Source organism: Pseudomonas sp. GD04019, from assembly GCF_029837695.1.
Lineage (GTDB): Bacteria > Pseudomonadota > Gammaproteobacteria > Pseudomonadales > Pseudomonadaceae > Aquipseudomonas.
The window spans coordinates 512,924-526,843 of sequence record NZ_JAOEEA010000001.1; the positions used below are offsets into that span (position 1 = coordinate 512,924).

Consider the following 13,920-nt stretch of genomic DNA (forward strand, 5'->3'; position numbering starts at 1 on the left):
CCCTGCGATTCAGGAGCGCCGCTGGCTCCAGGCCAGCGCCGCGCCGCTGAGGATGATCACGGCCATGCCGAGCACGGCCCAGGCGTCGGGCAGGTGATCGAACACCAGTATGCCGATCAGCGCGGCGATCAGGATCTGCCCATAGGTGAAGGGCGCCAGGCTGGCGGCGCTGGCGAAGCGGTAGGCATGGGTCAGCAGCATGTGCCCGGTCATCGCCAGGCCACCGAGTGCCGCCATCAGCAGCACGTCCATGGGTGCCGGTGTCTGCCAGGTCCAGGGCAGCAGCAGGCCGGTTCCCAGGGTTCCCACCAGCGCGGTGAGGAAGTTGCTGGTGGCCGGGGCATCGGTAGCGCTGAGCCGGCGAGTGAGCAGCTGGTACAGACCGAAGCAGAACGCGGCGGCCAGGGGCAGCAGGCTCGCCGGAGTGAACAGCTCGCCGCCGGGCCGCACGATCAGCAGCACGCCGAGCAGGCCGCCGCCCACCGCCAGCCATACCCCGCGACTGACCGCCTCCTTCAGCCACAGTACCGACAGCACCACGACCACCAGCGGCGCCAGGAAGATCACCGCCGTTGCCTCGCCCAGCGGGATGTAGCGCAATCCGCAGTAGAACAGCAGCGTCACCCCGACCAGGCTCAGGCCACGCGCCAGCTGCAGCAGCGGCCGGCGGGTGCGCACCAGGTCCAGCCCCATGCGCGGGGCGAACACCACCAGCATCAGCAGGTTCTGCGCCAGGTAACGCAGGCACACCACCAGCAACAGCGGATAGGAGGCGGTGAGGGTCTTGGCCAGGGCGTCCTGGCTGGACAGCAGCAGGCCGGCAGCGAGGATCAGCGCAATGCCCAGACCGGGGCGGGAATGCTCGGGCAAGATCGGAACAACCTAATAATGAGCCGGCTAACTATTTTGCCAAAAACCATTTCCACCAACCAGCGCCGACCGTCCAGTGAACCGGCGCCGATAGGGGATGGGGCTAGAGTGAATACACCGCTGCGCTCGAGGAGGCCGCCATGCTCATTCCATCCCGCATAACCCTTTTCGCCGGCGCGCTGCTGCTGACCACGGCGGCCGGCGCCGAAACCCTGATCCCGCTCAATGGCCAGAGCCAGCAGCAGATCCAGAGCGATATCGCCTCGTGCCAGAGCCAATCCTCCAGCGCCCCCAGCAGTTCCAGCAGCAGTGGCGGCGGGCGCCTGCGCGGCGCCGCCGTGGGCGCGGCTGCGGGTGCGACGGCTGCCGAAGTACGCGGACGTCAGCACGACGAGGCCTACGACCGCATTGACGACGATGTGAAACAGGAATATCGGCAGAATCAGGCGCGCCAAGCAGCAGCCGCCGGCGTGGTGGTCGGCGGCTCCCGGCAGCGTCGGGAACGGCGTGAGGAGCGGCGCAACGACCAGGCCGCACAAAGCAGCTCCAGCCAGGCCTATATGAACTGCATGAGCGCCCGTGGTTACTCGATCAGCCCATGATCAGCGCAACTGACTGTCCTTGCTGCCGCGCCTGTTGTAGCCGCTGAACGCCGCCTGCTCCCGATCGTGCTCCGCCTGGCACTTCACGCACAGGCGCACGCCGGGCACCGCCTGGCGGCGGGCCTCGGGGATCGGGGCGTCGCACTCTTCGCAATGACGCAGGCTCTCGCCCCTGGGCAGCTGGCTACGCGCCCGGGCGACGGCGTCCTCGATGCTGCTGTCGATCTGTTCCTGCACCGCGCTATCGTTGGTCCATCCGCCGGCCATGAAGCACCTCCGGGCATCTGTCTTACAGGCAGATATGCGCCCACCACCGGCCGATTGCAAGCGCAGCGCCGGCCCCGCCGGCTGGCTATGCTTGCGGCAATCGAGAGGGAATTCTGCCGATGTCCTGTCTACGCCTGCTGACGACCCTGCTGCTCAGTTGCGCTGCCCTGCTGGCAAGGGCGGAGACGCTGGTGGCCATCGACAACGCCAACCCACCCTTCATGTATCAGCATGAGGAGCAGCCGCAGGGGCTATACCCGCAGCTGCTGCAGGCGATCTTCGCCCGCCTCGGCGAACCGCTGCTGATCCAGCCCATGCCATGGAAACGCGCGTTGCTCAGGGGCGCCGCGGGGGAAGTGGGCATCGCCGGCATCTATCGCAACGCCGAGCGGATCAAGCTGTTCGACTACTCCGAACCGATCTTCGAGGAGCGCCTGCTGCTCTATGTGCAGCGAGACAAGCCGTTCGCCTTCGACCAGATCACCGACCTGCATGGCAAACGCATCGGCGTGATTCGCGGCTGGAGCTATACCGAGGACTTCGACCAGGCGGTACGGGAAGGGCGAATCCTCGCCCAGGAAGGCAGTTCGGATGAATCCAACCTGCGCAAGCTGGCATCCGGCCGGCTGGATGCCGTGGTGGTGATCGAACTGGCGGGGCAGCGACTGCTGCAGCTGCCCGGCATGGAGCACCTGACCGCCCTGCCCCAGCCGCTGAGCATCAACCCCACCTTCCTGGTGTTCGCCAAGCAGGCCGACCAGCGCGAGCTGCTGCAGCGCTTCAACCAGGTACTGCGCGACATGCGCCAGGACGGTTCGCTGCAGCGCCTGGTGCAGCAGGCAACCGCTACTCCTTGACGTTCATGTACTCGCGCGCCCAGACGATGTAGTCCTCGGGCTGGGTGTACTTGTGCGTCAGCTCGGTGGCATTGAGGTCGCTGGCGGCGATGCCGCGCTGCTCGCGCAGGCAGTCGTAGGTGGCCTTGATCGCGGCGAAGTAGGCGGCGTGGCCGTCGACCACGATGCGCACGCCGAGGCTGGCCAGGCGGGCATCGTCGCGCAGCGACGGGTTGCCATAGCTGACCAGCATCAGCGGCACGCTGAGGTTCTCGGCGATTTGCTCCAGGTGTTCGAAATCGCGGATGCCGACCATGCAGATGCCGTCGGCACCGGCCTGCTGGTAGGCCTGGGTGCGGCGGATCACCTCGTCGATTTCGAGCACGCCGGCGTTGGTGCGGGCGATGATCGCCAGGTCCGGATCGACCCGCGCCTCCAGCGCCGCGCGAATCTTGCCAACGCCCTCGTCGACGCCGATCAGGTCGGTGGACTTGCGGCCGAACTGGGCCGGCAGCAGGGTGTCCTCGATGGTCAGTGCGGCAATGCCGGCGCGCTCCAGCTCGACCACCGTGCGCATCACATTGAGTGCGTTGCCGTAGCCGTGGTCGGCGTCGGCGATCACCGGCAGGCGGGCGACACGTCCGATGCGCGAGGCCTGCTCGACGAACTCGCTGAGTGTGATCAGGGCGAAGTCCGGCGCGGCCAGAACTTGTAGTGAAGCTACAGAGCCACCCAGGATGCCCACCTCGAAACCGAGATCGGCGGCGATCCGCGCGGACATGGGATCGAACACCGAAGCCGTGTGATAGCAGGCATTCGATTCGAGTAGTGCGCGGAACTGCGCGCGAAGGTCGTGGTGCGAGGTTCTGTGCATGGGAGGCGCTACTGCCGATTCGTGGTCGTAAGGGTCGGCCAATTATGTAGTAAAACTACAAAACCAGCCAAGTATCCCGCCAGCCGAAGCTGCCAGATCAGTCTTGCGCTCGCCTTTCAGCGGCGCAATCGCAGCCTTCAGATAGACCGAACCTTCCGACAAGGGGTGGATTCCTTCGAATCTATTTTGTTATGTTATTTCATCTATATAAGGAATCAGCATGTCAAACTTGCAGAAAATTGGACTGATAGGAATATCAACCACCCTGCTTAGCAGCGCGGCCTGGGCGAAAGAATCCGTCCAGCTGGAAAGCCTGACCATCACCGACAGCCACTACGAGCGCGCCACCAGCCCGGTCGAGGGTTATCGCGCCACCCGCTCCGCCACGGCCACTCGCAGCGATGTGGATATCCGCGACACGCCGCAGAGCATCGACGTGGTGCCGGCCCAGGTGCTGCAAGACCTCAACAGCACGCGCATCGACCGCGCTCTGGACTTTGCCGGCGGCGTGTCGCGGCAGAACAACTTCGGCGGCCTGACCTTCCTCAACTACAGCGTGCGCGGCTTTACCACCGGCGAGCTGTACCGCAACGGCTTCGCCATCAACCGCGGCAGCTACAGCTCGCCGGATGCTTCCGCCATCGAGCGCGTCGAGGTGCTCAAGGGGCCATCGGCCAGCCTGTATGGCCGTGGCGACCCGGGCGGCCTGGTCAATATCGTCAGCAAGCGCCCGCAGGCCGAGGCATTCAGCACTCTCAATCTGAGTGCCGGCAGTTGGGATCGCTACCGCAGCAGCATGGATGCCAACACGCCGCTGAGCGAGGACGGCAGCCTGCTGTCGCGCATCAACCTGGCGGTGGAGGACAACGGCAGCTTTCGCGATCACGTCGGCAACCGCCGTCAGGTGGTCACGCCTTCGCTGAGCTGGCAGCTGGACGCAGACACCCAGCTGCAGCTCGACGCCGAGTTATCCCGCACCGAGTCGGTGTTCGATCGCGGCATCCCGGCGGTGAATGGCGAGATGGGCTCGGTGCAGCGCTACACCTTCCTCGGCGAGCCCAACGACGGCGATATCCGCAACGACAACCAGACCCTCGACCTGGCGCTGGAGCGCTATCTCAACGAGGACTGGAAGCTGCGCCTGGCCAACCACTACACCCAGGGCACCCTGAACGGCGACAGCTCCGAGCCGCAGAAACTGGTTGGCGACACCATCACCCGCTTCCACCGCCAGCGCGACTTCGAGTGGAACGACAGCATCACCCAGGCCGAGCTGCACGGCAGCTTCGAGCTGGGCGGCTGGCAGCATCAGAGCCTTATCGGCCTGGAGTACGAGAACTACCGCAACAGCCAGAAGTACCCGCAGAGCGACACCCTGGCCAGCTATGGCCTGGATATCTACAACCCGGTGTATGGCAAGCCGAAGCCGCCGATCACCAAACCCAACGATTTCCACGAGCACACCGAGAGTTATGCCCTCAACCTGCAGGACCAGATCGCCTTCACCGAGCGTCTGCGCGGGTTGGTCGGCGTGCGCCTGGAGCGCGTGGAACAGACCTCGCTGAACCGCGCCACGGGCGTCAGCAACCAGCAGGAGAAGGATGTCGCCACCCCGCGCGTCGGCCTGCTCTATCAACTCATCCCGGAGGTGGGTGTATTCGCCAACGCCGGCACCTCGTTCAAGCCCAACGCCATCGGCAGCCAGGGCCAGGTGTACAAGCCGGAGAAGGGCCTGGGCTACGAGAGCGGCCTCAAGTTCGACCTGCTCGACGGCCGCCTGGGCGGCACCATCGCGCTGTTCCAGATCGACAAGGAAAACGTGGTCACCACCGATGCCCTCGGCGACAGCGTGGCCGCCGGCGAGGCGCGCAGCCGCGGGCTGGACCTGCAGTTCAGCGGCCAGCTCAGCGATGCCGTACGCCTGATCGGCGCCTACGCCTATATCGACGCCGAGGTGACCAAGGGCGACGCCGCCATCCCGGCCGGTAGCGACCTGCTCGGCATCCCGCGCCACGCCGGCAGCCTGCTGGCGGCGTACGAATTCCAGGACGGCGCCCTGCGCGGTTCGGATATCGGCGCGGCCCTCAACCATGTCGGTGAACGCTCCGGCCAGGCCGGCAGCGACTTCCGCCTGCCGGCGTACGAAACGCTGGACTTGCTCGCCCATTACAAGGCCAGTGAGGACCTGACCCTGGGCGTGAACCTCAACAACCTCTTCGACCGCAAGTACTACGAGCGCTCCTACAACAGCGTCTGGGTACTGCCCGGCGAGCCCCGCAACCTCAGCTTCAGCCTGAGCCTCACCCTCTGATCACAAGGACTCCACCGATGCGTATTTCTTACCCCCTACTGCTCGCCGGCCTGCTCGTCTGCGGCCAGGCCGCCGCCCACGGCCTGTGGACCGAACAGCGCCGCGGCAACCACGAAGTGATCTACGGCCACGGCGCCGAAGACGATGCCTTCAAGGCGCAGAAGATCAGCGGCGCCTGGGCCTATAACGGCACCGGCAAAATGATTCCGGTCGGCATCCAGCGCCAGGATGACCACGCCCGCCTGCAGCCGCTGCGCGCCCCGGCGGTGCTGGCCGTGGCGCTGGACAATGGCACCTGGTCGCAAACGCCGGACAAGCAGTGGCTCAACCAGGGCCGCAGCCAGGTACCGAACTCGACCCACTCGCTGCACACCTACAAGTACAGCCTGGCCATCTACCAGGCCGGGGCTCGCCTACCGGAGCTGAAACAGCTGCGCCTGGCCATCGTGCCGCAGGTCGATCCGCTCGGCGTCGGCCCGGGCAACCCGCTGCGCGTGCGGGTGCTGGTCGATGGCCAGCCGGCCAAGGACGTGAAGCTGATCGGCGACTACCGCGGCATGCCCCACGAAATCAGCGCCACCACCGATGCCGATGGCTATGCCGAGGTGAAAGTACGCAACGCAGGGCTGAACGTGATCGCCGCGTCGCTGTATCTGCCGGTCAAGGGCGACGCGGACATCGACGAGCTCGGCTTCTTCAGCTCGCTGACCTTCCTCGGCAGCGAGCATCACGAGTAGCACGCCTCAGGGCGTGGCGGCCTGAGGCAGCCAGCGCCGACGAATGGCATCCAGGCTGCCGTCCTGGCGCATGCCGTCGAGCTGGCGCTGCCACTGCATCACCAGCTCCGGCGAGGTGCGCGGCGAGAAGGCGATGTAGTAGTCGGACTTCATGAACGCCAGGTGGCCCTGCACTTCCTCGGGGGTCAGGCCGCCGGTGGCCAGCTCCTCGCGCAGGGTCAGGTCCTCGGTGGCGATCAGCTTGACCCGGCCGTGCTTGAGCATGGTCACCATCTGCTTGGAACTGGGCACGCCGTAGAGATTGGTAAAGCCCATGCGCTCCAGGCTCTCGTAGGTGTACCACTGCTTGGGCAGGGCCAGGGTGCCGGCATGGGCCGCCTGCTCCAGGCTGTCGATCTGCAGCTTGCTCGACTTCAGCGAATAGAAGCGCGTGGAGCCGCGCAAGATCGGGCCGACCCACTGGAACGATGACTCCCGTTCCACCGTGCGCACCACCGAGAACAGGCCGGTGTCCGCCTCGCTCTTGGCCAGGTGATAGGCGCGGGTCCAGGGCAGCAGCTCGACGCTGGCGCTGCTGCCGGTGCGGCGGATCAGCTCGTGCACCACTTCCACCGCATAGCCGTCGGGCTGGCCATCGCGCAGGAAGCTGGTTGGTGGAGCTTCCTCGGTCAGCAGGCGCAGCTCAGCCTCCGCCCAACCAGGCAGCAGGCCGAGAACCAGCCAGGCGAACAGCCACGCACGCATCTACGACTCCCTCCCCACCGCCTTCAGACTAGCCCAAGACGCACGCGTGATCAGGGTTTCAGCAGGCTCTGGACGCTGCTCTCGCTCAGGTTGTGACGATCGACATACACGGCCGCCAGCTTTACCTCGCGCGGTCCGTCACGCTCGCCACGCAGCAGGCGCTGGGCGCGCAGCACGCTCTGGTAGCCGATCTGCCGCGGTTGCTGGACCATCAGCGCGCTGAGCTCGCCCTGGCGCAGCGCCTCCACCAGCAGCGGGCTGGCATCGAAGCCGATATGTACCAGCTTGCCCGCCGACTTGAGCCGACGCAGGGCACCGAGCACTTCCTGGGTGGTGCCCTCGCTGGGCGTGAACAACCCGTCCAGCTCGCGCAGCTCGCGGGAAAGGCGCGCCAGCGCCGGCTCGTCGCCCAGCGGCAGATAGCGCTCCAGCGCAATCTCCAGGCCGCCCTCACGGGCTCCCTTCAGAAAACCACGCTCACGTTCGCTGGTGGACTGCACCTGGGCATTGAAGCGCAACAGCGCGACCCGCCCCTTGCCGCCCAGCAGACGCGCCATCTGTCGGCCGGCCTGCAACCCGGCGCTGAAATTGTCGGTGGCGATGGCGGCGACCACCGCATCGCCACCCAGATCGCGGTCGATGTACAGGCTGTCGATGCCCTTGCGCTTGAGCGCCTGCAGATGCTCGGCGATCTCCGGCCCGCTGGGCGCGACGATCAGCACCCGGCACGGGTTGCTAAGCACCTTGTCGATCAGGCGCAGCTGCACCTCGGCATCGGCGTCGCGGGCCGGCCCGCGAAAATGCAGGCGCACGCCCTGCTCGTCGGCCGCCTGCGCCGCGCCTTCGCGCACCTGCCGCCAGAACGACTGGCCGCCGGCGCTGGTGACCATGCCGATGCAGTCCGCCAGCGCCGGTGGTGACGACAGCAGGAACAGGCACGCCAGCAGGCTAAGACGGAGCACGACAGACATCGATGGCACTTCCACGGCAATTGGGTGCGGCGACGGGGCCGCCTCTGTGCAATCTAGCATCCCGCGGGACCGCCAGCCGACCTGCGGCATGCACGACACGCCGGGCTCGCATAGAATGCGCGGCCGTTTTTTTCCGGAACACCGCGCCATGAACCACGCCTCCCCCGCCAATGCCCTGGGCATCGACTTCGGCACCTCCAACTCCACCGTCGGCTGGTGGCGTCCCGGCGTGGAGCCCTTGCTGGAGCTGGAGGACGGCAAGATCACCCTGCCTTCGGTGATCTTCTTCAACACCGAAGAGCGCCGCCCGGTGTATGGCCGCCAGGCCCTCGACGAATACCTGGAAGGCTACGAAGGCCGCCTGATGCGCGCGCTGAAGAGCCTGCTCGGCTCCAAGCTGCTGAAGAGCGAGACCACCGTGCTCGGCAGCGCCCTACCGTTCCGCGACCTGCTCGGCTTCTTCATCGGCGAGCTGAAAAAGCGTGCCGAGGCCCAGGCCGGTCGCGAATTCGAGCAGGTGGTGCTGGGCCGCCCGGTATTCTTCGTCGACGACGATCCGCAGGCCGACGCCGAGGCCGCCAACACCCTGCTGGCGGTGGCGCACAAGCTCGGTTTCAAGGATGTGTCGTTCCAGTTCGAGCCGATCGCCGCGGCCTTCGACTACGAGCGCACTATTCAGCGCGAGGAGTTGGTGCTGATCGTCGACATCGGCGGCGGTACCTCGGACTTCTCCCTGGTGCGCCTGGCCCCCGAGCGACGCCACCTCGACCAGCGCCAGGACGACATCCTGGCCACTGGCGGCGTGCATATCGGCGGTACCGACTTCGACAAGCAGCTGAGCCTGGACGGCGTCATGCCGCTGTTCGGCTACGGCAGCCGGATGAAGAGCGACGCGCTGATGCCCACCAGCCACCACCTCAACCTGGCGACCTGGCACACCATCAACGCGGCGTACGCACAGAAGGCCCAGCTGGCGCTGAAGAGCATGCGCTACGACATCGTCGACCCGACCGGTATCGACCGCCTGCTGCGCCTCACCGAGCAACGCGCCGGGCACTGGCTGGCGATGCAGGTGGAAGAGGCGAAGATCACCCTGACCGAACAGCCCGAGTACCGCATCGACCTGGCGCGTATCGAGGCCGATCTGCAGGTGCTGCTCGACCGTCCGCTGTTCGACCAGGCCATCGACGGCCTGCTGGTACGCATCCGCGAGGGGGTCGACGAACTGCTGCTGCGCGCCGGCGTCGACCACGCGGCGGTCGACACCATCTTCTTCACCGGCGGTTCCAGCTCGGTGCCGGCCCTGCGCCAGAGCGTCGCCGCCCTGCTACCCAACGCCCGCGCCACCGAGGGCAACAGCTTCGGCAGCATCGGCAGCGGCCTGGCCATCGAGGCCGCGCGTCGCTACGGCTAGACCACTGGTGATAGCGGTCGCTGCAGGGCGACCGGCAAACCGCTAAGGTGGCTCATCTATCCGTCGGAGACCGCCATGCGCCACGCCCTGCTACTGCTCAGCCTGTTCACCCTCGCCGCCTGCGACGGCGGCGCGGCTACCGCCACCACCGCCAAGCTGCAGGCGGACAAGGCGCAACAGGCCCAGCAACAGATGGAACAGCTCAAGCAGCAGATCGATCAGGCCAACGCGCAGAACCAGCAGCGCCTGCAGGAAATGGAACAGGGCCAACAGTGAAAGACCGGGCTCGCCGATATGGGTGATGCCATTCACCTAAGCGAGGAGCCGGCCCTTTTCTATTCGATGGGAAAACTCGGCAGGTAGCCCGGATGCAATCCGGGGACGGAGCTACCCACGTCCCGGATTGCATCCGGCTACGATCAGCTCAACGAAAAAGGCCGGGCAAATGCCCGGCCTTTTCTTTACCGCCGCAAAATCAGGCGGCGCGGCGCAGCAGGAATACCCCGGCCACGGCGCAGATCGCCGCCGGCACCGCCACCGCCAGCAACGGCGAGAAGCCGAACACCAGGCTGGATGGGCCCAGCAGGTCCTGGCCGATGCGGAACACGAAGCCCACCAGCACGCCGGTGAACACACGCTGACCGAGGGTCACCGAACGCAGCGGGCCGAAGATGAAGGAGATCGCCATCAGCACCAGCGCGGCGGTCACCAGCGGCTGCAGCACCTTGGTCCAGAACGCCAGCCAGTAGCTGCCATTGTTCAGGCCTTGCTCGGCCAGGTAATGGATATAGCGCCACAGGCCGCTGACCGACAGGGCCTCGGGCTCCAGCACCACGGTGCCGAGCAGCTGCGGGTTGAGCTCGATGTCCCAGCGCTGGCTGTCGGCCTTCTGCACCTCGGTGCTTTTCTCGTGGAAGAGCGTGGTCTTCACATCCTCCAGCATCCAGTGGTCGCCCTGGTACTGGGCGCGACGGGCGAAGCTGGCGGACTGCAGCTTGCGCTGCTCGTCGAACTGGTAGCGGGTCACGCCGACCAGCTTGCCGTTGGGCTGCACGGCGTTGATGTGCACGTATTCCTGGCCCTGGCGGTGCCACAGGCCGTGCTTGGAGCTCTGCGCCTCGCCGCCACCCTGGGCCAGGGAGCGGTGGGCCTGGGCCAGATTCTCGCTCCAGGGCGCCAGGTACTCGCCGACCAGCACGCCGGCGAGCATCAGCACCAGCATGGGCTTCATCACCGCCCAGACGATGCGCCCGACCGACACGCCGGCGGCGCGCATGATGGTCAGCTCGCTGTTGCTGGCCAGGCTGCCGAGGCCGATCAGGCAGCCGATCAGCGCCGCCATCGGCAGCATCTCGTAGGCCCGGCGCGGCAGGGTCAGCAACACGTAGATCAGCGCTTCGAGAGTGCCGTAGCTGTCGCTGAGGTCGCCCAGCTCGTCGACGAAGGCGAACAGCAGGGCCAGGCCGACGATGATGCCGAGTACCGAAAGGATGGCGAAGAAGACGCTGGTGCCGATGTAGCGGTCGAGCTTATGCATGGGCCATCCCCTTCACTGCGCGGCGACTGGCCAGCTTGAGTTTCATCGGTTGCCAGAGGAACAGCGCCGCGCCGATCAGCAGGAACAGCGCGTGCACCCACCACAGGCCCAGCTCCATCGGAATCTTGCCCTTGTCCAGCTGGCCGCGGGCACCGATCAGCAGGGCCAGGTAGGCCATGTACAGCAGGATCGCCGGCAGCAGCTTGAGGAAGCGGCCCTGGCGCGGGTTGACCCGGGCCAGCGGCACCGCCAGCAGGGTGACGATGAATACCAGCAGCGGAATCGACAGGCGCCACTGCAGCTCGGCCTGGTGGCGCGGCTCGTCGCTGCCGATCAGCTCGCGGGTGGGAATCGCCTCGCGCTCGCCGATCTCGCTGCTGACGCTGGGCTTGGCCAGCAGCACGCCGTGGGTCTCGTACTTGGTGGCGCGGTAATCGGCCTGGCCAGGGTTGCCGTCGTAGCGGTAGCCGTTCTCCAGAATCAGATACCGGCTGCCATCGGCCTGAATCTCTTGGCGGCCCTTTTCGGCGACCAGCACGGTGATACCGCTTTCCTTCGGTTTATCGCCGTTGGCGGGAGCGGTCATGCGCTTCTCGGTAATGAACACGCCACTGAGCTGGCCGCGATCCTCGGACAGGCCCTCGGTGTAGGTCACCCGCGAGCCGTCCTTCATCGCCTGGAAGCGCCCGGGCACCAGGGTGTCGAACTCAGTCAGGGCATCCTGCTGGTTGAAGATGCGCGCCACCTCGCCGACGCCCTGGGGCGCCAGACCCAGGCTCAGCCAGGCGACCATCAGGGCGACCACGGTGGCCGGCGCCATGCTGTAGGCCAGCAGGCGGCGGTTGCTCATGCCGGTGGCCGAGAGCACGGTCATCTCGCTGTCCAGGTACAGGCGCCCGTAGGCCAGCAGAATGCCGAGGAACAGGCCCAGCGGCAGGATCAGCTGCAGGAAGCCGGGCATGCGGTAACCCATGATCAGGAACAGCACCCCGGGGTCCAGCACGCCCTGCGCCGCCTGGGCCAGGTACTTGATGAAGCGGCCGCTCATGATGATCACCAGCAGCACGGCACTCACCGCACCGAGGGTCGTCAGCACTTCACGGGACAGATAACGGAAGACGATCAAACCGGACGCTCCAGGGTTGTCAGGCGCAGGCAGGCACGCTCACACTAGCCGCACTCGGTAGCACGGCCCGCAATGGCGGACCTCGAAAAAATGACCGGCATTATCCGTCAAACCCGCTTCTTTGTCTTGGGGACAGCACATGGAATTCCTCGTCAAAAGCACCCGCCCGGAAACCCTGAAGACCGCGACCCTGGTGGTCGCGCTCGGTGAAGGCCACAAGCTCGGCATCGCGGCCAAGGCCGTGGACGACGCCAGCGGCGGCGCCATCTCCACCCTGCTCAAGCGCGGCGACATCGCCGGCAAGCAGGGCCAGACCCTGCTGCTGCACAGCCTGCCAGGCCTCAAGGCCGAGCGCGTGCTGCTGGTCGGCAGCGGCAAGGGCGAGCTGTCTGACCGCCAGTTCCGCAAATTGGTTGCAGCCGCCCATGGCGTGCTGAAGAACCTCGGCGGCGGCGATGCCGTGCTGGCCCTCGGCGAGCTCAAGGTCAAGGGCCGCGACGCCTACGCCAAGACCCGCCTGCTGGTGGAGACCCTGGCCGACGGCGGCTACGTGTTCGACCAGTTCAAGAGCAAGAAGGCCGAGCCGAAGGCGCTGAAGAAGATCACCCTGATCGCCGACAAGGCCGAGCAGGCCGAGGTCGAGCGCGGCAGCCTGCACGCCCAGGCCATCGCCACCGGTATGGCCTTCACCAAGGACCTCGGCAACCTGCCGCCGAACCTGTGCCACCCGAGCTACCTGGCCGAAGAGGCCAAGGCCCTGGCCAAGGCGCACAAGAACCTCAAGGTCGACATCCTCGACGAGAAGAAGCTCAAGGAGCTCGGCGCCGGCGCCTTCCTCGCCGTGGCCCAGGGCAGCGAGCAGCCGCCGCGGATGATCGTGCTCAACTACCAGGGCGGCAAGAAGGACGAGCAGCCCTTCGCCCTGGTCGGCAAGGGCATCACCTTCGACACCGGTGGCATCAGCATCAAGCCGGCCGCCGGCATGGACGAGATGAAGTACGACATGTGCGGCGCCGCCAGCGTGCTCGGCACCCTGCGCGCCGTACTGGAGCTGCAACTGCCGATCAACCTGGTGTGCCTGCTGGCCTGCGCCGAGAACATGCCCAGCGGCCGTGCCACCCGCCCCGGTGACATCGTCACCACCATGAGCGGGCAGACCGTCGAGATCCTCAACACCGACGCCGAAGGCCGCCTGGTGCTGTGCGACACCCTCACCTATGCCGAGCGCTTCAAGCCGCAGGCGGTGATCGACATCGCCACCCTCACCGGCGCCTGCATCGTCGCCCTGGGCAGCAATGCCTCCGGTCTGATGGGCAACAACGACACCCTGGTGAAGCAGATCCTCAAGGCCGGCGAGCATGCCGACGACCGCGCCTGGCAGCTGCCGCTGTACGACGAATACCAGGAGCAGCTGGACAGCCCGTTCGCCGACATCGCCAACATCGGCGGGCCGAAGGCCGGCACCATCACCGCCGGCTGCTTCCTCTCGCGCTTCGCCAAGAACTACCACTGGGCGCACCTGGATATCGCCGGCACCGCCTGGATAAGTGGCGGCAAGGACAAGGGCGCCACCGGCCGCCCGGTCCCGCTGCTGACCCAGTACCTGCTGGATCGCGCCAAGGCCTAACCTG

14 protein-coding genes are annotated in these 13,920 nt (G+C 66.5%); 7 read left to right on the forward strand and 7 right to left on the reverse strand.

The genetic code is table 11. From position 1 onward, the window contains the following. Positions 1-9 precede the first annotated feature (9 nt). Positions 10-870, reverse strand: coding sequence for a DMT family transporter (locus N7607_RS02370; protein ID WP_279869016.1), 861 nt, complete (start codon positions 868-870; stop codon positions 10-12). A gap of 140 nt (positions 871-1,010) precedes the next feature. Here N7607_RS02370 and N7607_RS02375 point away from each other — a divergent pair, with 140 nt between their 5' ends. Continuing rightward, complete coding sequence (locus N7607_RS02375) at positions 1,011-1,472, forward strand: YMGG-like glycine zipper-containing protein (RefSeq protein WP_279869014.1); 462 nt, start codon at positions 1,011-1,013, stop codon at positions 1,470-1,472. Here N7607_RS02375 and N7607_RS02380 read toward each other — a convergent pair whose 3' ends face one another. Next, positions 1,473-1,739: a DksA/TraR family C4-type zinc finger protein gene (locus N7607_RS02380; protein ID WP_279869013.1), complete on the reverse strand. Its 267-nt coding sequence runs from the start codon at positions 1,737-1,739 to the stop codon at positions 1,473-1,475. A 119-nt stretch (positions 1,740-1,858) separates the two neighbouring features. Between N7607_RS02380 and N7607_RS02385 the strand changes: the two genes are divergently transcribed. After that, positions 1,859-2,596 (forward strand): transporter substrate-binding domain-containing protein, encoded by a 738-nt coding sequence (locus N7607_RS02385; protein ID WP_279869012.1) that lies wholly within the window; start codon positions 1,859-1,861, stop codon positions 2,594-2,596. Here N7607_RS02385 and N7607_RS02390 read toward each other — a convergent pair. Then, positions 2,586-3,449 carry an oxaloacetate decarboxylase gene (locus N7607_RS02390; protein WP_279869010.1) on the reverse strand — a complete coding sequence of 288 codons (864 nt, stop codon included), beginning with the start codon at positions 3,447-3,449 and terminating at the stop codon, positions 2,586-2,588. The genes N7607_RS02385 and N7607_RS02390 overlap by 11 nt on opposite strands. A gap of 220 nt (positions 3,450-3,669) precedes the next feature. Here N7607_RS02390 and N7607_RS02395 point away from each other — a divergent pair, with 220 nt between their 5' ends. Both N7607_RS02395 and N7607_RS02400 read left to right on the forward strand, forming a co-directional pair. Further along, the gene (locus N7607_RS02395; protein WP_279869009.1) at positions 3,670-5,760 is read left to right on the forward strand and encodes a TonB-dependent siderophore receptor; all 2,091 of its coding nucleotides are present in this window, start codon (positions 3,670-3,672) and stop codon (positions 5,758-5,760) included. 17 nt (positions 5,761-5,777) lie between these two features. Beyond that, positions 5,778-6,497: a DUF4198 domain-containing protein gene (locus N7607_RS02400; protein WP_279869008.1), complete on the forward strand. Its 720-nt coding sequence runs from the start codon at positions 5,778-5,780 to the stop codon at positions 6,495-6,497. A gap of 6 nt (positions 6,498-6,503) precedes the next feature. On the opposite strand, the gene N7607_RS02405 is transcribed toward N7607_RS02400, so the two are convergent. After that, positions 6,504-7,241, reverse strand: coding sequence for a transporter substrate-binding domain-containing protein (locus N7607_RS02405; RefSeq protein WP_279869007.1), 738 nt, complete (start codon positions 7,239-7,241; stop codon positions 6,504-6,506). Between the two features lie 50 nt (positions 7,242-7,291). After that, positions 7,292-8,212, reverse strand: coding sequence for a substrate-binding domain-containing protein (locus N7607_RS02410; RefSeq protein WP_279869006.1), 921 nt, complete (start codon positions 8,210-8,212; stop codon positions 7,292-7,294). Positions 8,213-8,360: 148 nt separating this feature from the next. Here N7607_RS02410 and N7607_RS02415 point away from each other — a divergent pair, with 148 nt between their 5' ends. Both N7607_RS02415 and N7607_RS02420 read left to right on the forward strand, forming a co-directional pair. Beyond that, a complete protein-coding gene (locus N7607_RS02415; RefSeq protein WP_279869004.1) occupies positions 8,361-9,626 on the forward strand; it encodes an Hsp70 family protein in 1,266 nt (421 codons plus the stop codon). 75 nt (positions 9,627-9,701) lie between these two features. Then, complete coding sequence (locus tag N7607_RS02420) at positions 9,702-9,902, forward strand: hypothetical protein (RefSeq protein ID WP_279869003.1); 201 nt, start codon at positions 9,702-9,704, stop codon at positions 9,900-9,902. Between the two features lie 199 nt (positions 9,903-10,101). Here N7607_RS02420 and lptG read toward each other — a convergent pair whose 3' ends face one another. Further along, entirely contained in the window at positions 10,102-11,163 is a 1,062-nt protein-coding gene (lptG, locus tag N7607_RS02425; protein ID WP_279869000.1) for an LPS export ABC transporter permease LptG, read from the reverse strand. Then, complete coding sequence (gene lptF / locus N7607_RS02430; protein ID WP_279868999.1) at positions 11,156-12,289, reverse strand: LPS export ABC transporter permease LptF; 1,134 nt, start codon at positions 12,287-12,289, stop codon at positions 11,156-11,158. Before lptF ends, lptG begins: the two co-directional genes overlap by 8 nt. A 139-nt stretch (positions 12,290-12,428) precedes the next feature. On the opposite strand from lptF, the gene N7607_RS02435 reads away from it, so the two are divergent. Then, positions 12,429-13,916 carry a leucyl aminopeptidase gene (locus tag N7607_RS02435; protein WP_279868998.1) on the forward strand — a complete coding sequence of 496 codons (1,488 nt, stop codon included), beginning with the start codon at positions 12,429-12,431 and terminating at the stop codon, positions 13,914-13,916. The last annotated feature ends 4 nt before the right edge of the window (positions 13,917-13,920 follow it).